Source organism: Kitasatospora sp. NPDC059812, from assembly GCF_042732075.1.
In the GTDB taxonomy this organism is placed as follows: Bacteria; Actinomycetota; Actinomycetes; order Streptomycetales; family Streptomycetaceae; genus Kitasatospora.
Window position 1 is genome coordinate 6243 of record NZ_JBHWIO010000097.1, and the last position, 25808, is coordinate 32050.

23 protein-coding genes are annotated in these 25808 nt (G+C 73.3%); 17 read left to right on the plus strand and 6 right to left on the minus strand.

Annotated features, from left to right (window positions below; translation table 11 throughout):
- Window positions 1-107 precede the first annotated feature (107 nt).
- Window positions 108-1307: a polysaccharide deacetylase family protein gene (locus ACFV6D_RS33035; RefSeq protein WP_380562502.1), complete on the minus strand. Its 1200-nt coding sequence runs from the start codon at window positions 1305-1307 to the stop codon at window positions 108-110.
- A 272-nt stretch (window positions 1308-1579) separates the two neighbouring features.
- Complete coding sequence (locus ACFV6D_RS33040; protein WP_380562478.1) at window positions 1580-3460, minus strand: AMP-dependent synthetase/ligase; 1881 nt, start codon at window positions 3458-3460, stop codon at window positions 1580-1582.
- A gap of 565 nt (window positions 3461-4025) precedes the next feature.
- Between ACFV6D_RS33040 and ACFV6D_RS33045 the strand changes: the two genes are divergently transcribed.
- The 5 genes from ACFV6D_RS33045 (at window position 4026) to ACFV6D_RS33065 (ending at window position 10271) form a co-directional block, all read left to right on the plus strand.
- Window positions 4026-6887 carry a nitrate- and nitrite sensing domain-containing protein gene (locus ACFV6D_RS33045; protein ID WP_380562480.1) on the plus strand — a complete coding sequence of 954 codons (2862 nt, stop codon included), beginning with the start codon at window positions 4026-4028 and terminating at the stop codon, window positions 6885-6887.
- The gene (locus tag ACFV6D_RS33050; protein WP_063349983.1) at window positions 6884-7303 is read left to right on the plus strand and encodes a roadblock/LC7 domain-containing protein; all 420 of its coding nucleotides are present in this window, start codon (window positions 6884-6886) and stop codon (window positions 7301-7303) included. The genes ACFV6D_RS33045 and ACFV6D_RS33050 overlap by 4 nt, the downstream gene beginning before the upstream one ends.
- 8 nt (window positions 7304-7311) lie before the next feature.
- On the plus strand, window positions 7312-7833 hold the full coding sequence (locus tag ACFV6D_RS33055; RefSeq protein WP_380376897.1) for a DUF742 domain-containing protein: 522 nt from the start codon (window positions 7312-7314) through the stop codon (window positions 7831-7833).
- A gap of 112 nt (window positions 7834-7945) precedes the next feature.
- A complete protein-coding gene (locus tag ACFV6D_RS33060) occupies window positions 7946-8497 on the plus strand; it encodes an ATP/GTP-binding protein (RefSeq protein WP_063351534.1) in 552 nt (183 codons plus the stop codon).
- Window positions 8498-9449: 952 nt separating this feature from the next.
- Window positions 9450-10271, plus strand: coding sequence for a winged helix-turn-helix domain-containing protein (locus ACFV6D_RS33065; protein ID WP_380562482.1), 822 nt, complete (start codon window positions 9450-9452; stop codon window positions 10269-10271).
- Window positions 10272-10352: 81 nt separating this feature from the next.
- Here ACFV6D_RS33065 and ACFV6D_RS33070 read toward each other — a convergent pair whose 3' ends face one another.
- Window positions 10353-11135, minus strand: a complete 783-nt coding sequence (locus tag ACFV6D_RS33070) for an IclR family transcriptional regulator (protein WP_380562484.1) — start codon at window positions 11133-11135, stop codon at window positions 10353-10355.
- Window positions 11136-11603: 468 nt separating this feature from the next.
- On the opposite strand from ACFV6D_RS33070, the gene ACFV6D_RS33075 reads away from it, so the two are divergent.
- The 6 genes from ACFV6D_RS33075 (at window position 11604) to ACFV6D_RS33100 (ending at window position 17432) form a co-directional block, all read left to right on the plus strand.
- Window positions 11604-12626: an ABC transporter substrate-binding protein gene (locus ACFV6D_RS33075; protein ID WP_380562486.1), complete on the plus strand. Its 1023-nt coding sequence runs from the start codon at window positions 11604-11606 to the stop codon at window positions 12624-12626.
- A 113-nt stretch (window positions 12627-12739) separates the two neighbouring features.
- Complete coding sequence (locus ACFV6D_RS33080; protein ID WP_380562488.1) at window positions 12740-13768, plus strand: NrtA/SsuA/CpmA family ABC transporter substrate-binding protein; 1029 nt, start codon at window positions 12740-12742, stop codon at window positions 13766-13768.
- A complete protein-coding gene (locus tag ACFV6D_RS33085) occupies window positions 13765-14631 on the plus strand; it encodes an ABC transporter permease (protein WP_363367102.1) in 867 nt (288 codons plus the stop codon). The genes ACFV6D_RS33080 and ACFV6D_RS33085 overlap by 4 nt, the downstream gene beginning before the upstream one ends.
- Window positions 14628-15386, plus strand: a complete 759-nt coding sequence (locus ACFV6D_RS33090; RefSeq protein WP_363367103.1) for an ABC transporter ATP-binding protein — start codon at window positions 14628-14630, stop codon at window positions 15384-15386. The genes ACFV6D_RS33085 and ACFV6D_RS33090 overlap by 4 nt, the downstream gene beginning before the upstream one ends.
- 63 nt (window positions 15387-15449) lie before the next feature.
- Complete coding sequence (locus tag ACFV6D_RS33095) at window positions 15450-16355, plus strand: ABC transporter substrate-binding protein (protein ID WP_380423653.1); 906 nt, start codon at window positions 15450-15452, stop codon at window positions 16353-16355.
- 3 nt (window positions 16356-16358) lie between these two features.
- The gene (locus ACFV6D_RS33100; RefSeq protein WP_380562490.1) at window positions 16359-17432 is read left to right on the plus strand and encodes an LLM class flavin-dependent oxidoreductase; all 1074 of its coding nucleotides are present in this window, start codon (window positions 16359-16361) and stop codon (window positions 17430-17432) included.
- A gap of 105 nt (window positions 17433-17537) precedes the next feature.
- Here the strand turns inward: ACFV6D_RS33100 and ACFV6D_RS33105 are convergent, their stop codons facing one another.
- Window positions 17538-18527 carry an aldo/keto reductase gene (locus ACFV6D_RS33105; RefSeq protein WP_063351537.1) on the minus strand — a complete coding sequence of 330 codons (990 nt, stop codon included), beginning with the start codon at window positions 18525-18527 and terminating at the stop codon, window positions 17538-17540.
- 428 nt (window positions 18528-18955) lie between these two features.
- Here ACFV6D_RS33105 and ACFV6D_RS33110 point away from each other — a divergent pair, with 428 nt between their 5' ends.
- The 6 genes from ACFV6D_RS33110 to ACFV6D_RS33135 all read left to right on the plus strand — a co-directional run bounded on the left by ACFV6D_RS33110 (window position 18956) and on the right by ACFV6D_RS33135 (window position 23738).
- A complete protein-coding gene (locus ACFV6D_RS33110; protein ID WP_380340254.1) occupies window positions 18956-19975 on the plus strand; it encodes an LLM class flavin-dependent oxidoreductase in 1020 nt (339 codons plus the stop codon).
- Between the two features lie 239 nt (window positions 19976-20214).
- Window positions 20215-20781, plus strand: a complete 567-nt coding sequence (locus ACFV6D_RS33115; RefSeq protein ID WP_063349991.1) for a TetR/AcrR family transcriptional regulator — start codon at window positions 20215-20217, stop codon at window positions 20779-20781.
- Between the two features lie 126 nt (window positions 20782-20907).
- Entirely contained in the window at window positions 20908-21522 is a 615-nt protein-coding gene (locus tag ACFV6D_RS33120; protein WP_380489127.1) for a DUF4865 family protein, read from the plus strand.
- 17 nt (window positions 21523-21539) lie between these two features.
- Window positions 21540-22148, plus strand: a complete 609-nt coding sequence (locus ACFV6D_RS33125) for a carboxymuconolactone decarboxylase family protein (RefSeq protein ID WP_380562492.1) — start codon at window positions 21540-21542, stop codon at window positions 22146-22148.
- Window positions 22145-23140 (plus strand): phosphotriesterase, encoded by a 996-nt coding sequence (locus ACFV6D_RS33130; protein WP_380562494.1) that lies wholly within the window; start codon window positions 22145-22147, stop codon window positions 23138-23140. Before ACFV6D_RS33125 ends, ACFV6D_RS33130 begins: the two co-directional genes overlap by 4 nt.
- A 97-nt stretch (window positions 23141-23237) precedes the next feature.
- Entirely contained in the window at window positions 23238-23738 is a 501-nt protein-coding gene (locus ACFV6D_RS33135) for a GNAT family N-acetyltransferase (RefSeq protein WP_380562496.1), read from the plus strand.
- Between the two features lie 377 nt (window positions 23739-24115).
- Here the strand turns inward: ACFV6D_RS33135 and ACFV6D_RS33140 are convergent, their stop codons facing one another.
- Window positions 24116-24880: an SDR family NAD(P)-dependent oxidoreductase gene (locus ACFV6D_RS33140; RefSeq protein WP_063349995.1), complete on the minus strand. Its 765-nt coding sequence runs from the start codon at window positions 24878-24880 to the stop codon at window positions 24116-24118.
- 104 nt (window positions 24881-24984) lie between these two features.
- On the minus strand, window positions 24985-25808 hold an 824-nt coding region (locus tag ACFV6D_RS33145), incomplete at its 5' end, for a group II intron maturase-specific domain-containing protein (RefSeq protein ID WP_380562498.1).

The following is a 25808-nucleotide window of genomic DNA, read 5'->3' on the forward strand; positions in this document are numbered from 1 at the left end:
GCCCCGGCCCGGGTTGCGCGCCGGTGGGGGCCCCCGCCCGCCGGGCCGCGCGCGCGGGCGCCCCCGCGCGCGGGGGCCCCGGGGGCCCCCCGCCCCACGGCGACGCGTCAGCGCAGGTAGTCGACCAGGCCGGCCGGCTTGAGTCCGGCCGCGTCGGCAGCGGCGAGGGCGCGCTGGAGATCGGCGGCGAGGGTGTCGGTCCAGTGCATCAGGACGACGTCGCCCGGCTGCAGCAGGCCCGGGTGCCAGATGTTGGACGCGCCCCAGCTGAAGTCCGCGTCGGCGGTGAGCACGGTGCGGATGCCGCAGTTGGCGGCGGCCTGAAGGGTGTCGGCGTTCCAGGCGAAGTACGGCGGGCGGAAGGCCACCGGGGTGGTGCCGAACTGGCGGGTCAGGGCGTCGCGGGCGTCGCAGATCTCGATCTGCTGCTGCTCCAGCGGCAGTTTGCTGAGGTCGGAGTGGGAGACGCTGTGGTCCTGGATGGAGGAGCCGGGTACGGCCGTGACGCGCCGGAAGAAGTCGGGGTCGGTGCCGGCCGGCATCGGCAGCGGGAAGGCGGTGATCGGCAGCCGGTGGTCGGCGATGACTTTCTCCGCCTCGGGGGTGCGCTGCCAGCCGTCGTCGATGGTGAAGAAGACGACCTTGTCGCTGGTGGGCACGGATCCGGCGGCCACGGCCGGGGCGGGTGCGGGGCCGTCCACCCGGACGTCGTCGACCGAGAACGGGCCCTGCTGGTACCAGCCGTGGACGTAGAGCCGGACGCTGTGCGCGTTCGGGCCGGTGGTGAACCGGGTGGTGAGCTGCTGCCAGCCGCCGCCGGTGGTCTCGGTCCAGGCCGGGGCGACGTCCCTGCCGGTGCCGGTGGCTCCCAGGTAGACGAAGGCGCCGCGGACCCAGGCCGAGGCGGTGTAGGCGGTGTTGGGCTGGACGGCCACGGTCTGCGCGCACTCGCCGGTGGAGTCGGCGGTGGCCGGCGTGACGGTGAGCGCGGAGGCGCCGGAGTGCGCGGTGGTGGTGGTGACGGCGGCTTCGGCCGGGCCGCCGGTGCAGTTCCAGCCGGGGACGGCGCCCCAGGCGGAGAGGTCGGGGGCGGGCAGTTCGAAGCCGGGGTTGGTGGCCAGGTTGACGGTCGGGCCGCTCGGGGTGTTCGGACCGCTCGGGGCGCTCGGGGCGTCGGCCGGGGCGGGCCCGGGGGTGGCGGAGGCCGCCGGGGCGGCGAAGGCGGTGAGCAGCGCGACGGAGGCGGCCAGCGCGGACAGGCGCGCGGACAGGCGCGCAGACGGGCGCGCAGACGGGCGCGTGGACATCGACACGAGAGGACTCCTGCGTGTGGGGGACACGCCCGTGGGGAGGGCGTGGCGGAATCGGAACCCTGGAACCGGAACCCTGGAACCGGGCCCGTGGGGCGGGCCTCTGGAACCGGGCTCGCGGGACCTGGGTGCTCCCGGAGGGGCGGGAGCGGATGGTGCGCCGCACTCGGACCGAGGAGAAACAATGGACTGGACCAATCAGCCCGTCAAGGGAACGGCCGGTGAATCGAAGCCCACCACACCTGCCACAAAAGGGACGAGACGATCCGTCAGGGGACGTACAACTCCGCGATGTCATCGGCGTAGTACTCGGCGATCGCCGCCCGGCGCAGCTTCAGGGAGGGTGTCAGCAGTCCCTGGTCCTGGCTGAACTCGCGGGGCAGCAGCCGGAACGCGCGGATCGACTCGGCCCGCGACACCGCCGTGTTCGCCGCCGCCACCGCGCGCTGGACCTCGGTGTGCAGCTGCTCGTCCGCGAGCACCGCCCACGGGTCCAGCTGCTCCAGCCCGTGCGTCTTCAACCAGTGCGCCAGCGCCGCCGGGTCGAGCGTGATCAGCGCGGCCACGTACGGGCGGTCGTCGCCCACCACCAGGCACTGGGAGACCAGCGGATGCGCGGCCACCCGCTCCTCCAGTGCCGACGGGGCCAGGTTCTTGCCGCTGCTGGTGACGATCAGGTCCTTCTTGCGGCCGGTGATGGTCAGGTAGCCGTCCTCGTCCAGCCGGCCCAGGTCGCCCGTCCCGAACCAGCCGTCGATCAGGGACTCCGCCGTGCACTGCGGGTGGTTGAGGTAGCCGCCGAAGACCGAGCCGCCGCGCACCCAGACCTCGCCGTCGTCGGCGAGGGCCACCGACGAGCCCGGCAGCGGGTGCCCGACCGTGCCCAGCTTCTGCCGCCCGATCGGGTTGGCGGTGATCGCGGCGGACGTCTCGGTCAGTCCGTAGCCCTCGTACAGGTGCAGGCCGGCGCCGGTGAAGAAGAGGCCGAGTTCGCGGCGCAGCGCGGAGCCGCCGCACATCACGCTGCGCACCCGGCCGCCGAGTACGGCCCGCAGCCGCTGGTAGACGGTCCGCTCGTAGGCGAGGTGGCGCAGCCGCAGCTTGGGGCTGGGCCCGGGCCCGCGCCCGAACGCCTTCTGCTCCCGGGCGGCGGCCCAGTCGACGGCCACCTGCCGGGCCTGTTCGAAGAGTTCGCCGCGCCCGGCGTCCTCGGCGGCCCGCCGGGCCTGCTGGAAGATCTTCTCGAAGACGTACGGGACGACGTGCAGGAAGGTCGGCCGGAAGGACTCCATCGCGGGCAGCAGGGCGTCGGTGGAGACCTCGGGGACGTGCCCGATCCGGAAGCCGCCGCGGATCGCCGCGACCTGCACGGCCCGCCCGTAGACGTGTGCCAGCGGCAGGAACAGCAGGGTGGACGGCTGTCCGCCGCCGGTGTCGTGGAAGGCCTCCCGCCAGCCGCCGAGCAGCGCGTCGGCCTCGGCGGCCAGGTTGGCGTGGGTGATCAGGCAGCCCTTGGGGCGGCCGGTGGTGCCCGAGGTGTAGACGACCGTGGCGACGTTCCCGGCCGTGACGCCGAGCCGCTGGCGGTGGACGAGCGAGTCGGGCACGTCACGGCCGTCCTCGGTGATCGCGGCGACGCAGTCGCGGTCCAGCTGCCAGATGCCGGTGAGGTCGGGCAGCGCGTCGCAGACCGCGCCGACCGTCATCGCGGCGTCCTCGTCCTCGACCAGGCAGGCCACCGCCTGGGTCTCGGCGAGGATCCAGCGCACCTGCTCGGCCGCCGCCGTGGGGTAGACCGGGACGGTGATCGCGCCGATCGACCAGAGCGCGTAGTCGAACAGCGTCCACTCGTAGCGGGTGCGGGACATCAGGGCGACCCGGTCGCCGTAGCGCACGCCCCGGGTGAGCAGGCCCTTGGCGAGGGCGAGCACCTCGTCGCGGAACTCCCGCGCGGTGACGCCCCGCCACTCGTCCCGGTGCCCGAACCGGTGCCCGTCCCGGTGCTCGGCGGAGTCGGCGGGGCCCGTCGGGCCGACGTGGCGGGCCAGCTGCACCAGGTCCGGTGTGCGTTCGGCGGTGTCGTACAGCGAGTCGGCGAGTCCTCCGGTGGCCTCGGGCCCGGCCACGGCGGGGGTGGTGAACTCGCGCACATTCCCCCCGTTGGCGTCTCGCGGCGGCACTGCCCGCGCCGGTGCCGGAACCGGTGTCGGCGCCGGAGGCCGTGGCGGCGGTGCCGGGCCGCGCAGGTGGAGCGAAACTATCGGATCGGCCTGTCACTGCCCAGGGTTGTGACCGTGACGCGACGAGATCGGCACCGGTCCCTGCGGAAGGTGTCGCCGCCGAGGAGGAACCGCGTGCGTTCGGTGACCGGGCAAACCGGGCGGAGGTGGATGATCCGGACGCGAGCCCGCAGTGACCGGGAGTCGATCCTGACGTGTGCGGGGCAAGCCGGGGAAGTGGACTGGTACGACCCTCGAACGAGTGGTCAGGGCGTAGTAGGCTCTCGCAGACCTGCGACCGGGGGCCTCCCGGCCAGGCCCGATCCGACGACGCACCATCCACGCCGACCAGCCCCGAAGCCGATTCCCGAAGCCCGTACCCGAACTCTTTCCGAAGCCCTTTCCGAAGCCCTTTCCCAAGCCTTTTCCGGCCGAGCCCCGCGGCTCCTCCGAACCGCTCCCCGTCCGCGCCTGGCACTTCCCGACCGAGGACTCCATGCGTCTGCGCAGCAGCTCGATCCGCGCGAAGATCATCGCGCTGCTCCTGGTGCCCATCGTCGCACTCACCGCGCTGTGGGTGTACGCGACCTTCGCCACTACCGGAGACGTCTGGGGCCAGCTGGAGATCAGCCGTACGTACAAGGAGTTCGGGACCCCGGTCGACCGGTACGCCGACGATCTGCAGAACGAGCGCCGCGCGGCCGTCCAGCGACTGGCCGTCCCGAACTCGCAGGTCGCCACGGACGCCTACGAACACGCCAAGGCCGCCACCGACCGCAGCCTCGACGTCCTGCGGCAGAAGAAGGACCACGCGGGCGGCAAGCTCTCCAGCTCCCAGCGCGGCCGCTTCCTGCAGATCATCGCCGCCGCCGACCAGATCGGACCGCTGCGCGCGCAGGTCGGCCGCTCCGCGCTCAACTGGGAGTTCGCGCTGGGGCAGTACAGCGACCTGGTCAAGCCGGTGTTCGGCTTCCGGTCCGCCTACGTCGCCCGGCAGAGCGGTCAACTCCCGCGGCAGGGGACCATCCTGATCGAGCTGGTGCGCGCCCGCGAGTACCTCGCGCAGGAGGACGCGGCGATGGAGGGCCTGCGCGGCGGCGCGGCCAAGCCCACCGCCGAGCAGTACCAGGTCGCCCTGGACGCCCTGCACAACCAGCAGGCCCTGTTCACCGTCTACATCGCCGAACTCGAACCCGCCGACCAGTCCGACTACATCGCCCTGCGCGGCGGCGAGGCCTGGGCCGCGCTGGCCCGCGCCGAAGCGGACTTCGTCGGCGCCGGCGGCCCCGAGCGGGTCGCCCAGGCGATCAACGGCGACTCCTGGCGGGAGACCGCCGACCGGGCGCTCGGCGACCTCACCTCGATCAACGCCCGGATCGCCAACGGGATCGGCGAGCGCGAACGGTCCGCCGCGATCGGGCTGCTCTGGCGCGGCGGCATCGCCGGTGCGATCGGCCTGGTCGCGGTCGTCCTGTCGGTGCTGATCTCCTTCCGGATCGGGCGCGGCCTCGCCCGGGAACTGATCGGACTGCGCAACGCGGCCAACGAACTGGCCGGCGCCCGGCTGCCCTCCGTCATGCTGCGGCTGCGCCGCGGCGAGGCGGTGGACGTCGCGGCCGAGGCACCCGAACTGCGCTTCGGGGCGGCCGAGATAGGCCAGGTCGGCCAGGCCTTCAACGCCGTCCAGCGGGCCGCCGTCGAGGCCGCCGTCGAGCAGGCCGAACTGCGGCGCGGCGTCTCGGCGGTGTTCGTCAACCTGGCCCGGCGCAGCCAGGTGCTGCTGCACCGCCAGCTCACCCTGCTCGACACCATGGAGCGCCGCACCGAGAACCCGACCGAGCTGGCCGACCTCTTCAAGGTCGACCACCTCACCACGCGCATGCGGCGGCACGCCGAGGGCCTGATCATCCTCGCCGGCGGCTCGCCCGGGCGCGCCTGGCGCAAGCCCGTCCGGATGGTGGACGTGGTCCGCGCGGCGGTCGGCGAGGTCGAGGACTACGCCCGGGTGATCGTCCGGCCGTTCCCCGGCACCGGCCTGCTCGGCAGCGCCGTCGCGGACGTCACCCACCTGATCGCCGAACTCGTCGAGAACGCCGCGGTGTTCTCCCCGCCGACCACCCAAGTCACCGTCCAGGGTGAGGTGGTGGCGCACGGATTCGCGCTGGAGATCGACGACCGCGGGCTCGGGCTGAGCGATCAACTCCTCGCCGAAACCAACGAACGCCTCGCCGTGGAGCAGGAGTTCGACCTCGCCGACACCGACCGGCTGGGCCTGTTCGTGGTCAGCCGGCTGGCCCGGCGGCACGGCATCCGGGTCCACCTGCGCCCGTCCCCGTACGGCGGGACGACGGCGGTCGTGCTGATCCCGCGTGAACTGCTCGCCGAGGCGCCGGACGGCCTGCCCGAACCGCCGCCCACCGGACAGCGCTCCGCCCCGGTCCGGCGCGGACAGCGCGACCTGGTCGCCGTGCCCGCGCTCGGCGGCGGCGGTGGCGGTGGTGGCGGCGGTACGGCGGAGGGCGCGGCTCGGGCCGCTGCCGGCTCTGCCGTCGGTGTCGGCGCCGGTGCCGGGTCTGTGGCCGGTTCCGTCGCGGGGGAGGACGAGCGGAACCGGGGCAGCGGCGGTCCCCGGCCGTCCACGCCCGAGCCGGCCCGGACGCCGGGCGGGCTGCCACGGCGGGCCTCGCGGACCAAGGGCGGGCCGGTGCTGGTGCCCGCGCCGCCCAGGGACGCCGAGGACGGTGCGGGGACGGGGCGCCACCGTCGGGACGAGCCGACCGCGGCCGCTCCCGTCGTCGACGGGCCCGCGGACCCGCCGTTGGTCGCAGGCCCGCGGACCGAGGGCGGGCTGCCCCGGCGGGTCCGGCAGGCGAACCTCGCGCCGCAGCTCAAGGAGCAGCTGAAGGAGCGCCTCCGGGAGCGGGCAGACCACGGGCCCGAGGACGAGGCCGCCCTCGCCGCCCGACGGGCCCGGGAGGCCCAGGAGGCCGAGCGGGCGCGTGAGCGCTCGCCCGAGGAGGCGCGGGCCACCTTCGCCTCGTTCCAGCGCGGCTTCACCCGAGGGCGCGGCGCCGCCACGCCCAGGTCGGCCCCGGCGAGTGCCCGGCCCGCCGCCGTACCCGCCTGGCAGCCGCCGGACCCCGCCCGGCGGGCGATCAGTCCGGCACCCGCCCCGGCGGCGCTGTCCGCGCCGCCGGACGGTGCCCGGGCACCGCTCGCCCGTCGGGTGCCGGCCGGCTCGCCCGTCCGACGGAACCCGGCAAACCCTGCACCACCGGGAACACCTGCACCATCGGCAACACCCGTACCAACAGCACCACCTGCACCACCCGCTCCATCGGAAGGAACTGATTCATGACCACTTCGACGCAGCCGTCCGGGGACCTCAACTGGCTCCTGGACGACCTGGTGGGGCGCGTCGCGGCCCTGCGGCACGCCGTGATCCTCTCCAGCGACGGCCTGGCCACCGGAGCCTCCCGCGACCTCGACCGCGAGGACGCCGAGCACCTGGCGGCCGTCGCGGCCGGATTCCACAGCCTGGCCAAGGGCGCCGGCGGGCACTTCAAGGTCGGCGGAGTCCGCCAGACCATGGTGGAACTGGACGAGGCGTTCCTGTTCATCACGGCGGCCGGTGACGGCAGCTGCCTGGCCGTGCTGAGCGAGGCCGAGGCCGACATCGGCCAGATCGCCTACGAGATGGCGCTGCTGGTCAAGCGGGTCGGCGAGCACCTGGCCGCCGAGCCGCGCACCGAAGCCGCGCCGCCGGGGAGATGAGCGGTCCGATGGCGGATCCGAAGGCTGAGGCGGCGGGGCCGCCCGAGTCGTCTGGCTCGGGCGGCTCGGACGTGTCGGCCGGGGCGGTGGTGGAGCAGACGGGCCAGGACGGGGCCGAGTCCGACCTGCTCCACCCGCGTGCCCCTGCCGACGACCGCTGGTTCGACGACGAGGCCGGCCCGGTCGTGCGGCTCTACTCGATGACCCGCGGCCGCACCCGGCCGGTCGAGGACGGCCTGTTCGACCTGATTTCGCTGATCACCGCCGCCGAGCCCGGGCCGAACGCGGGGGCCGTGCCCGCGCACGTCCTCGACCCGGAGCACCAGACCCTCCTCGCCTGGTGCCGCCGCGAGCCGCTGTCCGTCGCCGAACTCGGCTCCTACACCGACCTGCCGGTCAGCGTCGTCCGGGTGCTGCTCGGCGACCTCTACGACGCCGAGCTGATCAGCGTCACCCGACCCGTTCCGCTCGCCGAGCTGCCGGACGAGCGCCTGCTGCGAGACGTGATCAATGGACTCCGTGCGCTCTGACCACGACGGCCGCGCCGCTGCCGGCAGTACCCCTGGTGGCGGCACCCCCGGCGGCCACGGCTCCGGCGGTCGCGCCAACGACCCGCGCTGGCGCGGCGGCCCGGCCGTCGCGGTGAAGATCCTCGTCGCGGGCGGCTTCGGCGCGGGCAAGACCACGCTGGTCGGCTCGGTGAGCGAGATCCGGCCGCTGCGCACCGAGGAGGAGCTCAGCGAACTGGGCCGCCCGGTGGACGACACCTCGGGCGTGGAGGCGAAGCGCACCACCACCGTGGCGATGGACTTCGGCCGGATCGACCTGCGGCCCGGACTCGCGCTGTACCTGTTCGGCACACCCGGGCAGGACCGGTTCTGGTTCGTCTGGGACGAGTTGGCCCGCGGCGCGCTCGGCGCACTGGTGCTCGCGGACACCCGGCGGCTGGCCGACTGCTTCCCGTCGGTCGACTTCTTCGAGCAGCGCGGCATCCCGTTCGTGGTCGCGGTGAACTGCTTCGACGGCACGGAGCGGTTCTCCCCGGACGAGGTCCGCGACGCGCTCGACCTCGACCCGGACATTCCCGTGCTGCTGTGTGACGCGCGCCTGCGGGAGGACGGGAAGGAACTCCTGGTCGCGCTCGTCGAGCACGCCGCCGCCCGTCGCCACCGCGGCACCCCGGCCCGAATCTGACGCCGCCACACCCCGGGCCGGGCGCTGCCGTGACCCGGTCTGACGACACCGCGTCCGGGTCTGACGCCTCCGCACCCCCGGTCTGACGACACCGCGCCCCCGGTCTGACGCCGCCGCACCATCGGTCCGGCACTGCACCCGCACAGAGGCTTCACAGAGCCTCCGAGCCTCCCGACGTCTCATTCGGTTGTCCGCATCCCGGACGTTCGGTGTGCCGAAGGTTGCCTAGACCGGCCCGGCGTGGAAGGCTCTGGGCACGAAAGCCGCCCGGCCATGCCGTCGGGAGGGCCGGAAACATTCCGTTCACGAAGGCGCGCATCGACGACGACGCGCCGTCGTACAGAGCAAGGGGGAGGGCAGCAGGATGACCGTCGGCCAGCGACACGCCACGACCGATCCCACCCCCGTCACGCCGGTGCTCACCGTCCGCCGCTACATCGACCAGGCACTGATCTGCAGCGCCTGTTGTCGGTGACCGGCCGGCCCCTTCCCGGTACGTCCCTGACGCTCCCGGCCCACCCGGCCGCCGTCTGACGCACCGCCAATCCCGTCGACCAGGCCGTAGCGGACCCGCCTCATCCGGCGTGCCCGCGACCGCCGATCCGGCCCCGCCTCGCGGAGAGACCACCAGTGAACATCGCCTGCACCAGCCCCGCCCCCGGCATCGCCGGCCGTCCCCGCTCGACCGGGGCGGCCTCCGCGATGTGCGTCGGTGGACCGGCCAGGCGGTGGAACGGGCGCGCGAACCGCGCCGGGGACAGCCACCAGGGTCGCCTCGACCTTGAGCCGTTCTGGCCGTCCCGGCAGCCGCACCTGTTCGATCAGACGTGTCCGGGCTCGCCCAGCGCGTCCCGGCCCTCCGCAGGCTGATTCCGGATCAGCCCGGCAGTACGCCCGGTCGACGCGCAGACGACTCCACCCCGTCCGTCACGCGCGAAATGAGCGGCACACCATGTCTTCTTCATCCACGGCCACCCTGCCCCTGCCCTCCGCGACCCCGCATCTGCGCGCGGTCCGCTCCGTCCCGGGCGTCGCCCCGGCCGGCTCCGGCGTCTCCGGCGCGCCGGGCTCCTCCGCCTCCCCGCTCTCGCACGGCTCGCCGGCCGCCGAGCGATGGCCCGGGGGAGCGGTCCGGTCCTCTCACGCGATCCCGTCCCGTCCGGCGGGCGCGGGCGTCGTGCCCCAGCCGGGCGCGGTCCTCCCGGCCGCGCCGGCGGCCCTGCTCGCCGCGCTGCCCGAGGGGGCGACCGTCGTCGCCGCCCTGCCGCAGGGCGCGCTGCCGCAGGGTCTGCTCGCCCAGTACGGCACGCAGTTCGGCGCCGGTACCGGGAACCCGATGGTCGGGTACCTGGTGCTCGTGCCGGCCGACAGCCCGGTGGCGGCGGTGCCCGCCGGCGCGCCCCTCGGCGGGCCCTCGGGTGCACAGCACGTCGGTGCGCACGTGAGTGTGCCCGCACAGGCCGGTGTTCGCCCGGTCCGACCGGCCGGGCGCGGCATCGCCGTCGACGCCGAGCGGCGCAACGCCTACGTCGACGGGCGGCTGCTCGACCTCACCTACCTGGAGTTCGAGCTGCTCGCCCACCTCACCGAGCACCCGCAGCGGGTGCACACCCGGGACCACCTGGTCTCGGCGGTCTGGGGTTACGGCCACGTCGGCGACGGCCGAACGGTCGACGTGCACGTCGCCCGGCTGCGCCGCAAGCTCGGACCGGGCTACCGCGACACGATCGTGACGGTCCGTCGGGTCGGCTACAAGTACACCCCGGCCAGCTGATCGGCCACCGAACTTCCTGCCGCGGCGGGTTGCCCGTGCCATCGCGCAACGGGCAGCCCGCTGAGGCATTGTGACGTGACGTCAGGCACGCTGATCGGTCGGCAGCAACAGGACGGCGAGCGCGTCGGCGCAGGTGCGGGCGTGGCCCAGGAACCAGTCGAGGCGGTCGTCGGTCAGGTGCGCCGGGGTCGAGCGGACGGCCAGCGCGAACCGGGCCTGCCCGGTGCCGTCCAGGACGGGCACGGCCGCCGTCCGCACCCCGGCGGCCGACTCGCCGTCGTTGAGCGCGTACCCGGAGCTCCGGACCTTCGCCAACTCCTCTGCGAGCAGCGCCGGTTCGGTGATCGTCCGGTCGGTGAACGACGGCAGCGGGCCGAGCGCCGACACCGCCGGCTCCCCCGGGCGCGGCCAGGCCAGCAGTACCTTGCCGAGCGCCGTGGAGTGCAGCGGCCGGCGCAGCCCGAGGCCGGTGTCCGGACGGACGGAGGCCCCCACCAGGATGACCGCGTGCGGACCGCTGCGGATCGCGAGGTCCGCGGTCGCACCGGTGCGTCGGGACAGCCGGTCCAACTCGGGTGCGGCCAGGTGCAGTCCGCGCTGGTGGAAGGTGAGTTGGCCGAGTTCGGCGACCGCCGGGCCGAGCCGGTAGCGCGCGGTCTGCTCGTCCTGCTCCAGGAAGCCGGCGCTGACCAGCGTCCGGGCCAGCCGGTGCGCGGTGGAGACCGAGAGGTCCATCCGGCGGGCCAGGTCGGAGGCGCTCAGGTCGGGGCCGTTGTCGTGGAAGCAGTGCAGCAGCCCCAGCGCACGCTGGACGGCCTGCGCACCGGCCGGCGGGCCCTGGACGGCGGTGGCGGCCTCGGCCATGGCACCTCGCGTTTCGGTTCGGGAATCCGGCTGGATCACCGGGAGGAGTCTCAGCGTAGGGCAGCGAGTGCTGCGGGATTGTGTCGACGACGTTGCAATGGAATGGCGTTGATGAACAAGTGATCCCACCATGTGGCAAAACCTTGCCTCCGGCTCGATCGTCGTGGAACGCTCCTCACATCGCGCCGGACGCCCGCCGCCCGGCGCACCACCCGCAACCCCGACCCGCAGGAAGGAGCGACGCCGTGACGATCCACCGGTTCTTCGCCTCCTGCGAGTGTTGTCGCTGACGCTCCCCTCGCGTCGCACCGTCCGGCGTTCCCCGCCTCGCGCGACCCACCGCCCCGCCCGACTCGCCACCTCGTGCAACTCCCCGACGCCCCGGGCCCCGTGACCCGCGCGGCGTGCCCAGACCCGCAGCCTTCCGGCGCCCGCCGAACCCGCTCCCTCCGCAGAGGACCACACCCCGTGCCCAGCCCTTCCCCCAGTGCCCCCGACACCCTCTGGTTCACCCGCTGCCCGGTGCCCACCGCCACCGGGATCGCCGCCGACCAGGGGTGGCTCGCCCGCGAGTTCGCCGCCGACGGGATCGCCGTCCGCTCGCTCCAGGACGCCCCGCCGGAGGTGGCCGCCGACCACCACTACACCCACGCGCTCACCGGACTGTTCCGCGAGGGCGGCAACGTCCCGGCGCTGTGGGCCCGTTCGCGCGGCGAGCGGACCCGGCTGGTCGGCCTCACCTGGATCGAGGAGCGGCAGGTGGTCCTGGTCCGGGCCGGCAGCGGCATCACCGGCCCCGGCGACCTGCGCGGGTTGCGGCTGGCGGTCCCACATCATGACATCGGCATCGACTTCTGGCGGGCGATGGCCCTGGCCGGCTTCCGTGGCGCACTCGGCCTCGCCGGGCTCACGCTGGACGACGCCGAGCTGGTCGACGTCCCGGGCCTGCCCGGCGGCGGGCAGTGGGCCGGCGAGCTGGCCGCGCTGCGGGACGGTGTGGTGGACGCCGTGTACGTGAAGGGGGCGCTCGCCGTCGAGGCGGCCCGCCGGGTCGGGGCGGAGGTGGCCGTGGAGCTGGACGCGGCGCCGGACCGCCGGGCCCGGGTCAACAACGGGACGCCTCGGCCGGTCACCGTCCACCAGCAACTGCTGGACGAGCAGCCGGAGCTGGTCGCCCGCTTCCTCGCCGTTCTGCTGGAGGCCGCCGACTGGGCGGCCGAGCGCCCGGCGGAGGTGGTGCGGATCCTGCGGGCCGAGACCGGCGCGGGCGCCGAGGGCGTGGCCGGGGCGTACGCGCCGGGCAGCCACCGCACCCTGCACCTGGACCTCTCGGCGGAGCGCCTGGAGCTGCTGGCGCAGCAGGAACGTTTCCTCGGGGACCGGGGATTCCTCGCCTCCCCGGTCGACATCCCCGGCTGGGCCGACCCGGAACCCCTGCGCGCCGCCCACGAGCTGCTGCGCGAACGGCGCCGCGCCGCGGTGGGCGGCTGAGCGCCGCCCGGCCGCCGGCTGACAGATCACAACTAACAGATTTCAGCAGACAGATTTCAGATAACAGATTTCGAAAGTTGTCACTTGTCAGCTGTCCTTAGTTTGGAGACCCCGTGAAGACCCCCCGCCTCGCCCTCGCCGCCACCGCGCTGCTCGCCTCCACCGCACTGGCCGCCTGCGGCTCGTCCGCCGACGGGGCCAAGGCCTCCGCCGACGGCGGGGCCGGCGGCAAGGCCGACGTGGTGCTCCGCCTGCCCGACCCCGGAAACAACGGGTTCCTCGCCCGCGGCAAGAAGGACGGCTCGCTGGACAAGGCGCTGGCCGCCGTCCACGCCAAGGTCGCCTGGACCGGCAGCGCGGGCCCGTTCGCCCCGGCCGCGCAGGCCCTGTCCGCCGACCAACTGGACGTCGCCCTGGGCTCGATCACCTCGGCCGTCGCCGCGCTCGCCCAGAAGCCCGGCTTCAAGCTGTTCGCCCAGACCGCGCCCGACGGCGTCGGCGAAGGGATCCTGGTGAAGAACGACTCGCCCATCAAGTCCGTCCAGGACCTGGTCGGCCGCAAGGTCGCCGTCTCCCAGGGCGGCACCAGCGAGTACCTGCTGCTCAAGGCGCTGGAGAAGAACGGCATCCCGGTCGACAAGGTCGAGCGGGTCTACCTGCGCGCCGACCAGACGGCCGGTGTCTTCAACTCCGGCCAGGTGGACGCCTGGGCGACCTGGAACACCTTCTCCACGCCCACCATCGCCAACGCCGGGGCGCACTTCCTGGCCAACGGCAAGGAGGTCGGCTCCGACAACTACGCCGTCTGGGCCGTCCGCAACGGCTTCGCCGACAAGCACCCCGAGGTGGTCAAGACCTTCTACACCTACCTGCGCGAGAACGGCCTCAAGGAGAAGGCGGACCCGGCCGCCTACCTCAACGTCTTCACCGACTCCGGCCCGACCGCCGTCACCCCCGCCGAGAAGGACATCGCGGTGAACGTCAGCGGGCAGGGCGCCGCCGCGGAGGCCATCTCCGACGCCGACACCGCCCGCTTCGGCACCGTCGCCCGGTTCTTCGCCGACCAGAAGGTCACCAAGCAACTCGTGGACGTCAAGCCGTACCTGATCGACATCAACAAGCTCGGGGACGGTGCCAAGTGACCACCGCCGCCCCCGAACGCACCACCGACGAGACCCGTCTCGCCCTCGACGCCGGACTCGTCACCCCGCACACCAGGCGGCAGCGGCCCCGCCCGCGCGCCCTCGCCGTGATCCTGCGCACCCTGGGCCCACTCGCTCTGCTCGGCGGCTGGGCGCTCGCCTCCGCCACCGGCGCCCTCACCCAGGACGTCCTCGCTTCACCCGCCCAGGTCGCCGAAGCCGTCGGCGAGTTGTGGGGCAACGGCCAGCTCACCGATGCCCTCGGGGTCTCCCTCACCCGGGCCGGCCTCGGCCTGCTCTTCGGCGCGACCACCGGTCTGGTGCTCGGCGTGGTCACCGGCTTCACCCGGCTCGGCGAGGAACTGCTCGACTCCGCGATCCAGGTGCTGCGCACCGTCCCGTTCCTGGCGCTGGTCCCGCTGTTCATGGTGTGGTTCGGCATCACCGAGACCGCGAAGGTCGCCCTGATCGGCGTTGCCACCAGCTTCCCGATGTACGTGTCCGCCTCCGGCGGCGTCCGCAACACCGACCGCAAGCTGGTCGAGGCGATGCGCAGCTTCGGGCTCGGCCGCTGGGCCATCGTGCGCACCGTCGTCCTGCCCGGCGCGCTGCCCGCCCTGCTGTCCGGTCTGCGGCTGTCGATGACGCTCAGCGTGATCGCCCTGATCGCCGCCGAGGAGATCAACTCCACCGAGGGGATCGGGTACTTGATGGCCCAGGCCCAGAACTACTCGCGCACCGACATCCTCGCCGTCTGCATCCTGATCTACGGGCTGCTCGGCCTCACCGCCGACGCGGTCGTCCGGGTCCTGGAACGCCTCCTGATGCCGTGGCGCCAGGCCGTCCAGGGAGCAGCCCGATGAGCACCGCCACCTCCGCCACTTCCGCCACTTCAGTGCCTGCGACCGCCGTGCCTGCGACCGCCGCTCCGGCCGTCCATCTGCGGGGCCTGCGCCGGGTGTTCGGCACCCGGGCCGTCCTCGACGGTGTCGATCTCTCCATCGCCCGGGGCGAGTTCGTCGCCCTGCTGGGCGCCAGCGGCACCGGCAAGACCACCCTGCTGCGCATCCTCGGCGCGCTCGACCGGGCTGACGAGGGCACCGTACTCGTCCCGCCGGTGCGTACGGTGGTCTTCCAGGAGCCCCGACTCGTCCCGTCCAAGCGGGTGTTGGCCAACGTCACGGTCGGCCTGCCGCGCGGCGCCGCCACCCGGGAGACCGGACTCAAGGCGCTCGCCGAGGTCGGCCTGGACAAGCACGCCGACGCCTGGCCGGCCACCCTCTCGGGCGGCGAGGCGCAGCGCGTCGCCCTCGCCAGGGCCCTCGTCCGCGAACCCCAACTGCTGTTGCTCGACGAGCCGTTCGCCGCACTGGACGCGCTCACCCGACTGCGCATGCAGGACCTGGTCGGCGACCTCGTCCGCCGCCACCGCCCCGCCGTGCTGCTGGTCACCCACGACGTGGAGGAGGCCGTCCGGCTCGCCGACCGCGTCGCCGTCCTGCGTGACGGCCTGCTCGTGCGCGACGAACCGGTCGCCGTCGACCACCCCCGCGACCCCGCCGACCCGGCCTTCGCCGACCTGCGCCGCCGACTGCTGGCCGACCTCGGCGTCCACTGACCCGTAAGCGGCCCCACCGAACCGTCCTCAAGACCGCCCGCCCGCACCACCGGAGTTGAACAGATGACCGTGACCCTCGGCGTCCACGCCAGCAACCCCTCGCTCTACTACCTCGCCCGACTGCCCTACCTGGACGAGGAACTGGCCCCGCTCGGCGAGACCGGCGCCTTCCATCACTATGCCGACGGCACTCGCACCGGTGCGCTGCTCGCCGACGGCACCATCGACTTCGGCGGGACGGGCTCGACCCCGCCGGTCACCGCCCAGGCGGCCGGCCACGACCTGGTGTACGCGGCGGTCTCCGCACCCCGGCCCGACCACGGCGCCCTGCTGGTGCTGGACGGCGGCCCGGTCCAGGCGGTGGCGGACCTCAAGGGCGGCACCGTCGTGCTGGGCATCGGATCCTGGCAGACCCATCTGCTCGCCAAGGCCCTGCACGCGCAGGGGCTTTCGTACGCCGAGGACGTCACCCCGGTGCGCCCGGCGGCCGGCGAGGACCAGGCCCAGCGACTGCGCGACGGCGAGATCGCGGGGTGGATCGCCCAGGGCGCCGAACTGGCCGCCGCCCGCCGGAGCGGGGGCTTTCGGGAGCTGATCCGCACCGGCGACGTCATCACCGACCGCTCGGTGTTCTTCACCCGCCGGGACTTCGCGACCGGGCGCCCCGAGGTGGTCGCCGCGATCGCCGCCGCGCTGCGCCGCGCAGACGCCTGGGTCGCCGCCCACCCGGCCGAGGCGGCCGCGATCGCGGCGGAGCAGCTGGGCGGCTCGGCCGTCGACTGGCAGACGGCGCTGGCCGCACTGCCGTGGCAACTGGAGCCCGCCACCGCAGGGTTCATCGCCGAGCAGCAGGAGGCCGCGGACATCTTCCACGGGGTCGGGTTCATCGACCGGGCGCTGACCGTCGCCGACGCCCATCTGCCCGCGCTGGAGGCCCCGGTGGCCGCCGCGCTCGCCAAGGCGGTCTGAACCGTGGCCTCCGAAGTCCTCTGGTACATCATCCCGCGCGAGGGCCACTACCCGTGGGAGTCGGCCGGCCGCCGCCCGGTGGATCTCCGCTACCTGCAGCAACTGGCGGGAAGCGTCGAGCGGTTGGGCTACACCGGCGCCCTGCTCGCGACCGACCTCTACGACGTGTGGACGCTCGGCAGTGCGCTCTCGGCCGCCACCACCCCGGCGTTCAAGCCGCTGCTGGCCGTCCACCCGGGGCTGGTCTCGCCCACCCTGCTGGCAAAGATGGCGCTCAGCTTCGATCGGATGCACGGCGGCCGACTGCGGTTCAACGTGGTCAACGGCTCGACCGCGCAACTGCGCGAGTACGGACTGGACGTCGAGCACGACGACCGCTACCGGCTCAGCGCCGAGTACTGGTCGATCGTCAAGCGCCTGACCGCCGGCGAAGTCTTCGACCACAAGGGCGAGTTCTACGAACTGAAGAACGCGGGCGCGAGCCTGCGGGAGCTGGCGCCGGTCCAGCCCGGTGGCATCCCGCTCTGGTTCGGCGGCAGTTCGGCGGCCGGCATCGAGATGGCGGCCGAGCACGTGGACGTCTACCTGACCTGGGGCGAGCCGCCGCACCTGCTCAAGGAGAAGCTGGATCTGGTCCGGGCGCGGGCCGCCGCCCACGGCCGGACCCTGCGGATCGGGCTGCGGCTGCACCTGATCGTCCGCGACACCGAGGACGAGGCCTGGGCGGCCGCCGACCGCCTGCTCGACGTCACCAGCGAGGCCACGTACGCCCGCCAACTGGGCGGCGCGAAGGGTGAGGACGGGGTCGGCTGGCAGCGGCAGTTCCGCCAGCACGGCGGCAAGGTGCCCGCACGGGCCCGGGAGCTGGAGGCCTACCCGAACCTCTGGCCGGGAATGAGCCTGTTCCGCCCCGGCCCCGGTACGGCGGTGGTCGGCTCTACGGCCCAGGTGGTCGAGCGGTTGCAGGAGTTCGAGTCGCTGGGCGTCGACACCTTCATCCTCTCCGGTAACCCCCTGCTGGAGGAGGCCCACCGGGTTGCAGAAACGGTACTGCCCGCCCTGGGCATCCGCCGCTGACGGCTGACGGCTGACAGGTGACAGGTGACAACTAACAGCTGACAGATGATGAAATCTGTCAGCTGTTAGTTGTTCGCCCGTTCCGGCGGCAAGCCCCCTACTCGCTCAGAGGCTGAGTCGGTCGATCTCCGCGAGCTCCTCCGCGGTCAGCGGACCGCCCGCGAGCGCGTCGATGTTCTGGTCCAGCTGGGCGACGCTGCTCGCCCCGATGATCACCGAGACCACCCGCGGGTCCCGCAGGACCCAGCACAGCGCGAGCTGCGCCAGCGTCTGCCCGCGCCGCTCGGCGACCTTGTTGAGTGCCCGCAGCTGCTCCAGCTTCGGCCCGCTGAGCGCCTCCTCGGTCAGGAACCGCCCGACCGACATCCGCGAACCGGCCGGCACCTCGCCCGACAGGTAGCGATCCGTCAGCAGGCCCTGGGCGAGCGGCGAGTAGGCGATGAGGCTGGTCCGGGTCTCGCCCACCGCGTCCAGCACGCCCTCCTCCACGTACCGGTTGAGGATCGAGTACGCCGACTGGTTCAGCAGCACCGGCGTGCCCAGCTCGCGCAGGATCGCCACCGCCTCCCGGTGCTGCTCCGCCGGGTAGTTGGAGATCGCCGCGTACAGCGCCTTGCCCGAGCGCACCGCGCTGTCCAGCGCGCCCATCGTTTCCTCGAGCGGGGTGTCCGGGTCGTAGCGGTGGGAGTAGAAGACGTCGACGTAGTCCAGCCCCATCCGGTCCAGCGACTGGTCCAGGCTGGCCAGCAGGTACTTGCGGCTGCCGCCGTTGCCGTACGGGCCCGGCCACATGTCCCAGCCGGCCTTGCTGGCGATGAACAGCTCATCGCGGTACGGGCGGAAGTCCTGGGCGAACAGGTAGCCGAAGTTGCGTTCGGCGCTGCCGTACGGCGGACCGTAGTTGTTCGCGAGGTCGAAGTGGGTGATCCCCCGGTCGAAGGCGCGGCGCAGCACCGCGCGCTGGACCTCCAGCGGCTGGGCGTCACCGAAGTTGTGCCAGAGGCCGAGCGAGACGGCCGGCAGCTGAACGCCGCTGCGGCCGGCCTTGCGGTAGGTCATCGAGGCATAGCGGTCATCCGCGGCGAGGTAGCTCATGCCGGACATCTTGCCAGTCGTCGCGGGCGGATCAAGCCCTTGCCCCGTTTCTGACCGGTGCTTATGCTCGCGGGGGATCGTACGCGTGCGAGGCGAAGGGGGAGTCGCGATGACCGTCCAGGCTGTGGCCCCACCCGCGACCGCACCCGAGACCGCAACCGTGTTCGCGGCCACAGCCACGGCCACGGCCATGACCGCACCCGCGATCGCGACCGCCGTGCCCCGCTGTTGTCGTCGCCGCCGCTGCACCTCGCGCTGACGCCGCCCCAGAGCCGCTCCGCCGCGATCCCCTCCCGGTGCCGCCCGCGTGAGCGCAGCCCGTACCCGGGCGTTCCGCGCGGGCCGCCGCCCCTCCTCGGCAGCCGTGCCCGCGCCTCGGGTCAGGGCGTCGCGCCGAGGCCCCATCGAGCGCCCCCAAGGAGACCGCCGTGCGGTTCACCGTCTCGTCTCTCGTCGCCAACGGACCCGATCCCGTGACCGGCGTCCAGCGCACCCCGCAGGAGAAGCTGTGGAACGTCATCGACCAGGCGGTCGTGGCCGAGCAACTCGGTTACGACGGCTACGGCGTGGGGGAGCGGCACGGTGAACCGTTCCTCTCTCCGGCTCCGCCGGTGCTGCTCAGCGCGATAGCGGCCCGCACCTCCACCATCCGGCTGTTCACCACGGTGACGGTGCTGAGCATCCTGGATCCGGTCCGGGTCGCCGAGGACTACGCCCTGCTCGACCAACTCTCCGGAGGCAGGGTCGAGTTGATCATCGGCAAGGGCAACGACCCGCGGCACTTCGACCTGTTCGGCCTGCCCGAGGAGCGCCAGTGGGACGCGCTCGCCGAGAACTACGGCCTGTTGCGCCGACTCTGGCGTGAGGAGAGGGTGACCTGGGAGGGCTCGACCCGCCCGCCGCTCAAGGACGCGGCCGTGTCGCCGCGCCCGTTGCAGGACCCGATCCCGGTGTGGCACGGCAGCGCGACCAGCACCCAGTCCACCGACCTGGCCGCCCGCTACGGTGACCCGCTCTTCTCCGCCAACTCCTTCCACCCGCTGGCCAAGTACCGCTCCCTGGTGGAGCACTACCGCGAGCGCTGGGCGCACTACGGGCGCGATCCGAGGGAGGCCAGGGTCGGTGCGAGCTTCGGCGGGCTGTACGTCGCCAAGCGCTCGCAGGACGCGGTCGAGGGCTTCCGTCCGTACTGGGACGCGATGTTCAGTTCGGCGGCCGGCCGGCACAACAAGTCGCCGTTCACCTCGTTGGAGGACGCGTTGGAACACGGTTCTGCCCTGGTCGGAAGCCCGCAGCAGGTGATCGAGAAGATCCATCGCTATCACGAGGCCTTCGGCAACGAGGTGGTCGGGATCGGAGTCGACGCCCTGACGGAAGGGGCGCAGCGGGAGCAGTTGGAGCTGTTCGCGGCCGAGGTCGCCCCGGTGGTCAGGCGCGAGCTTCCGTGAGCGCCTGCCAGACGTGACGCGCGCCACCGGCCGCGGTGGAGTGCCGCCGGTCGGGGCGGGGGAGACGAGCGGGCGAGGGGCCGTGGCCGCCGGGGGGCGGCGCACGGCCCTCAGCCGTCCCCGGCGCGAACCCGTCGGCCCGCCTCGTCCCCGGCGCGAACTCGTCCGCCCGCCCCGCGTCCGCGTCGAGCTGGGAAATTCCTGGCCTTCTGTACCTACTGGTATGTACAGTGATTCACATGACCACCCAGGACCGCCTCATCGAGAGCACCCAGGAACTCCTCTGGGAGCGCGGCTACGTCGGCACCAGCCCCAAGGCCATCCAGCAGCACGCCGGTGTCGGCCAGGGCAGCATGTACCACCACTTCGCCGGCAAGCCCGACCTCGCCGCAGCCGCCCTGCGCCGCAGCGCCGAGCAACTGCGGGGAGTCGCCGCCGCCGACCTGTCCGCCCCCGGCAGCGCGTACGACCGCATCGCCGCCTACCTGCACCGCGACCGTGACGTGCTGCGCGGCTGCCGGATCGGCCGGATGGCCCAGGACCCGGACGTCATCGCCGACCCCGAACTGCGCGCCCCCGTCGAGGAGACCTTCGACTGGCTGCGCGCCCGGATCGCCGAGTTGGTGGCCGAGGGCCAGGCCGCGGGCGAGCTCGTCCCCGGTGTCGACCCGGCCGACACCGCCGCCGCCGTGGTCGCCGTCGTCCAGGGCGGCTACGTCCTGGCCCGCGCGGCAGGCCGGGCCGAGCCCTTCGATCAGGCCGTACGCGGCGCCCTCGGCCTGCTCGCCGCCCAGCGCACCGCCTGACCCGCGCCGCGCACGGCTGAGCGGCCGCGCGACCGACTGACCGCGTGACCGCGTGACCGCGAGACCGCGCGCGTGACCGACTGGCCGAGCGATCCCCGCTCGACGATCCGACCGAGGAGACCCGCCGTGCACGCCATGCAGTACGAGATCACCCTCCCCGCCGACTACGACCTGGGGATCATCCGCAAACGCGTCGCCGACAAGGGCCATCTGCTCGATGCGCACCCGGGCCTCGGGCTCAAGGCGTACCTGGTCCGCGAGCGGGGCCGCGACGGGTCGCCCGTCAACCAGTACGCGCCGTTCTACCTCTGGCGCACCGCCGAGGGCATGAACAGCTTCCTCTGGGGACCGGGCTTTCGCGGCCTGAGCGCCGACTTCGGCCGCCCGGCCGTCCGTCACTGGCTCGGCGCCGGTCTGGCCCACGGCGCCGTGCCGGACGCTCCGGCGACCTCGACCTCGACCTCGACTGCGACCACAACCGCGATCACGGCTACCCGGCACATCGTCAGGCTCCCCGAGTCCGACGATCCCGCCGAGGCGGTCGAGCGGGCCCTCGCCGAGTCCCCCGCGCACCCCGCTCTGCACACCGCCGCCGTCGCGGTGGATCCGAGCCGCTGGGAGCTGGTCCGCTTCGCCCTCTGGTACGGCCCGGCCCCGGACGACGTACCGGGCATCCGCTACCAGGTGCTGCACCTGTCCCGTCCCGAACTCGACCGGCTGCCCGGCGGCCGACACTGGTGAAAGGTTTCGCCACTTCCATGACCAGCCCCATGACCGCGACCGTCACCCCCGCGACCGCCCCCGTCACCCCCGCGACCGCGACCGCCACCCCGGCCCCCGCCCCGATGACACCGGCCGACCTGACCCCCGCGCCGCTCGACCGCGAAGCCGGCTACGCCCTGCTCGCCGACCTTGCCGGCCCGGTCGCCGCCGCGACCCTCGGCGGCCTGGACGGTCTCGCGCCCGGCTTCCCCGACTGGATCGTCACCAGTCTCTTCGGCGGCACCTACCAGCGCCCCGGCCTCGCCCTGCGCGACCGGCAGGTGGCCAACCTGGCCGCGCTCACCGCCCTCGGCGGCGTGGAGCCGCAGCTCGCCGACCACGTCCGCAACAGTCTGCGGATCGGCCTGACCAGGGAGGAGATCACCGAGGTCATCGTCCACCTCGCCCCCTACGTCGGCGTCCCCAAGGCCCTGGCCGGCCTGCGCGTCGCCACCGCCACCTTCGCCGAGGCGCCCCCGACCGAGGCGTCCCCGACCGAGGCGTCCCCGACCGAGGCGTCCCCGGCCGCCGCAGACCCGACCCCGGCATCCCCGACTCCAGCAGACCCGATCCCGGCATCCCCGACCGAGGCGGACCGGGCATGACCCCCACGATCCGTACCGTCCTCGGCGACCTCGACCCCGCAGAACTCGGTGCCACCGACTCCCACGACCACCTCTTCATCCGCAGCCCCCTGCTCCCCGGCGAGGAACTGGACGACCCGGCCGCCGCCGAGGGCGTCCTGCGCGCCTTCGCGGCGGCCGGCGGTCGTTCGTTCGTCCAGTGGACCCCGTACGGCATGGGCCGCGGAGCGGACTCCCTCGCGAGGCTCTCCCGCGTGACCGGAGTCCACGTCGTCGCCGCCACCGGCCTGCACCAGGCGGCCCACTACGACCCGGACACCCTCCGCGCCCTGTACGACGGGCTGGCCGAACGCTTCATCGCCGAACTCACCACCGGGCTGACGGCCGAACCGGCCACCGAACCGGCCACCGAACCGCCTGGACCGCCTGGACCGCCCGCAGCCCCCGAGGCCCCCGAAGCACCCGCGTCGCCCGCGGCCGTCCGGGCGGGCCTGATCAAGGTCGCCTGCGACCCCGGGACCACCACGGCGCACACCCGCCGGGTGATGGCCGCGGCCGCCGACGCGCACCACGCCACCGGTGCCCCGATCGCCGTTCACCTCGAACCCCGAGCCCACCCGCACCTTGTACTGAACCGGCTGCACGTTCGACACGGCGTCCCGCCCCACCGGATCATCCTCGGCCACCTCACCCGGCTGCCGGATGTGCGGGTGCACCGCGAACTCGCGGCGGAAGGCGTCTACTTCGCGCTGGACAGCCCCTCCCGGGCCGGCCACCCGGCCGACCACCAGGCCTTCGACGTCATCGCCGACCTCGTCGAGGCCGGCCACGCCTCCCGGCTCCTCCTCGGCGCCGACACCACCACCCGCACCGCCCGTCGGGCCGACGGCCCGACCGAACTGCTCAACGACCTCGTCCCACGGCTCGCCCGCACCTTCGGCCCCGAACTGCCCGGTCTCCTCCTCACCGCCAACCCGGCCGCCGCCTTCGCCACCGACTGGCGCACGCCCTGAACCGTCCCTGCTCGGCCCGCCCCGGTCTCGACCCCGGCCGCAGGCCGACCCCGGGCCTTCGGCGAAGGCCCGCCGCCCACGCCCTACCGTGACGGCCATGGTGACCCTGCGCATCCTCACGACCGACGACTGGCCGCTCTGGCGCGACCTACGCCTCGCCGCCCTGTCCGACGCGCCGCACGCCTTCAAGGCCCGCCTGGCGGACTGGCACCAGGGCGGCGAGGAACGGTGGCGCACCCGGTTGCACCTTCCGGGCGCCCACCACGTCGCGGCGCTGCTGGCCGGTCCGGCCGGTCCGGACGCCACTCCCGTCGGCCTGGCGGACGGCCTCCCCGGAGCCGACGGCGTACGGGAGTTGCGCTCGGTGTGGGTCGGACCGATGGCGCGAGGCAGGGGCGTCGCCGACCGCCTGCTGGAGGAGGTCGAGCGCTGGGCCCGCGCATCCGGTGGCAGCACGCTGCGCCTCGCGGTGCTCCCCGGCAACGAACCCGCGATCACGCTCTACCGCCGGCACGGCTTCACCGTGCTCGCCGAGCCCGGCGGGCCGCTCGCCGACAGGGTCGCCCGGGAGCTCGTGATGGCGAAGCCGCTGCGCTGACGGTTGCAGCTGACGGCCGGGCGGGCCGGACGGGCCGGTCACCCGCCGATCCACCCCGCCACCCGCTCGACGGCCGCGAAAGCACCGAAAGCGAGCAGCCGCGTCAGCTCCCCGTTGCCGGCCGCGGGCCGAACGGCGCGCCAGGCGGCCACGTCGGCCTCCGTGAGCCGGTACGGCGCGAGGACGGTGGCCTCGGCTGACCCGAGCGGCCTTCACGAGCCAGCGGCCTTCACGAGCCAGCGGCCGTCACGAGTCAGCGGCCTTCATGAGCCCGGCGCTCGTCATGCGCCCGGCCCCGCCGTCCGCGACGTGACGGCGGGGCCCGTGTCACCGGGGGGAGTGGCTGGGGCCCCACCGTCGTGCTGCCGTCCGGCGGCTCACATGTGGGTGCCGCCGTCGATGCGCAGCTCGGTGCCGGTGACGAACGCGCCGTCGTCGGAGGCCAGCATCGCGATCACCCCGGCCACCGTCTCCGGACCCGCGAAGCCCTGGCCGAGGGCCGGGGCGAGCTTGGCGAGCAGGCTGAAGTCGGCGTCGGCGGGCAGCCCCGGGTTGTGGGTCATGCCGCTGTCGATGCTGCCCGGCGCGACGCAGACCGCACGCAGGCCCTGCTTCGCGTACTCGGAGGCGATGGCGTGGGTGAAGGACTGGATGCCGCCCTTGGTCGCGGCGTACGCGGCCATGTAGGGGTGGGCGAAGCTCGCCGAGGTGGAGCTGAAGTTGACCACCACGCCCCTGCCGCCCGCGAGCAGCGCGGGGAGCGCCTCGCGGGTCATCAGGAAGGTGCCGGTCAGGTTGACCGCGAGGAGCTTGTTCCAGAACTCCAGGCTGGTCTCGTGGGTGTGCGAGGAGCGGAGGATGCCGGCCGCGTTGACCAGGGCGTCCAGTCCGCCGAGGTCCGTGATCGCCGCCGCGACGCCGGTGACGACGGCCGCCTCGTCCGAGATGTCCAGGACCTGGATGGCCAGGCGGTCCGCGGTGCCGTCGACGGTCGCGCGGTCCAGGGTCGTCTTCAGGCCGTCCTCGTCGACGTCGACGGCGACGACCTTCCCTCCCTCGGCGAGGATCCGGTGCACGGTCGCCTGGCCGATGCCAGAGCCGCCGCCGGTGATCAGGACGTTCCGTCCGCTGAAGCGCTCCAGTCGGGTAGCCGGGGTGCGTTGCCGCACCCCGGCCCCCTCAGAACCGGACGTGCGGGTCGTCCCCGCATCCGGCTCAAGCGGACCCTGCTGGCTGCTTTGGATGGTCATGCGTCTATGGCCCTTCTATGGTCGCCAGCGTGATGCTGGCGGTGACATTCGGCGTGTACGAGGCGAAGGTTCGTTCGTGTGTCCGGCCCGTCGTCTCGTCGATAGATGAAGTGGTGTTTGTGCAACGGCTTCATCGATGCCGCGAACCATGCGGCCCACTCTCGCGGGCTGTCGGGTTCGTATTCGGCACCGGAGATCAGCGGCTGTTTGCACAGCGGGCAAATCCCCTTCTGACGTGCCGCCAGGGCGATCGATGTCTTATCGACCGTCGAAGGCAGACTGCGGCGTCGGCGGGCCGCCCAGTACTCGATCAGGGACGGGTCGTCAGGGGAATTCGCCCCTTTGACCATGACGTGCCTGTCGATCCTGGTCCAGGCGGACTTGTAGAGGTAGGCCCCGGTCTCCCGGTCACCGAATATCCACTTGTCACGCCTGGTCGAGTTGAACTGGCCGAAGTACCTGGCTAAGCACCAGGGCACTGGCTTCTTCGGGTGTGTGTGCCGGACCCACTTGTAAGTGAGCTTCCACACGTAGTGGTCCAAGGATTGGAAGGTCTTCTTGGACACGACCGTCCGGTAGTAGGTTGCCCAGCCTCTGATGATGGGGTTGAGCTTTCTCGTCACCGCACCGGCGTTTGCCCCTCTGAGAGCGAGCATCTCGTCGCGGAGGCGTTTACGGACCCTCTTGACCGCGCTTTTGCTCGGCATGATCAGCAGCTTCCCGTTGTAGCGGCGGATGTTGAATCCGAGGAAGTCGAATCCTTCTTCCAGGTGGACGACTTGCGTCTTCTCCTCGTTGAAGGCGACTCCCCGGCTGGCCA

Coding starts and splice junctions, on each gene's coding strand:
- ACFV6D_RS33035 (WP_380562502.1), bottom strand. CDS start 1,307: ATGTCCACGCGCCCGTCTGCGCGCCCGTCTGCGCGCCTGTCCGCGCGC.
- ACFV6D_RS33045 (WP_380562480.1), top strand. CDS start 4,026: ATGCGTCTGCGCAGCAGCTCGATCCGCGCGAAGATCATCGCGCTGCTC.
- ACFV6D_RS33050 (WP_063349983.1), top strand. CDS start 6,884: ATGACCACTTCGACGCAGCCGTCCGGGGACCTCAACTGGCTCCTGGAC.
- ACFV6D_RS33055 (WP_380376897.1), top strand. CDS start 7,312: ATGGCGGATCCGAAGGCTGAGGCGGCGGGGCCGCCCGAGTCGTCTGGC.
- ACFV6D_RS33065 (WP_380562482.1), top strand. CDS start 9,450: ATGTCTTCTTCATCCACGGCCACCCTGCCCCTGCCCTCCGCGACCCCG.
- ACFV6D_RS33070 (WP_380562484.1), bottom strand. CDS start 11,135: ATGGCCGAGGCCGCCACCGCCGTCCAGGGCCCGCCGGCCGGTGCGCAG.
- ACFV6D_RS33090 (WP_363367103.1), top strand. CDS start 14,628: ATGAGCACCGCCACCTCCGCCACTTCCGCCACTTCAGTGCCTGCGACC.
- ACFV6D_RS33095 (WP_380423653.1), top strand. CDS start 15,450: ATGACCGTGACCCTCGGCGTCCACGCCAGCAACCCCTCGCTCTACTAC.
- ACFV6D_RS33105 (WP_063351537.1), bottom strand. CDS start 18,527: ATGAGCTACCTCGCCGCGGATGACCGCTATGCCTCGATGACCTACCGC.
- ACFV6D_RS33115 (WP_063349991.1), top strand. CDS start 20,215: ATGACCACCCAGGACCGCCTCATCGAGAGCACCCAGGAACTCCTCTGG.
- ACFV6D_RS33125 (WP_380562492.1), top strand. CDS start 21,540: ATGACCAGCCCCATGACCGCGACCGTCACCCCCGCGACCGCCCCCGTC.
- ACFV6D_RS33130 (WP_380562494.1), top strand. CDS start 22,145: ATGACCCCCACGATCCGTACCGTCCTCGGCGACCTCGACCCCGCAGAA.
- ACFV6D_RS33135 (WP_380562496.1), top strand. CDS start 23,238: ATGGTGACCCTGCGCATCCTCACGACCGACGACTGGCCGCTCTGGCGC.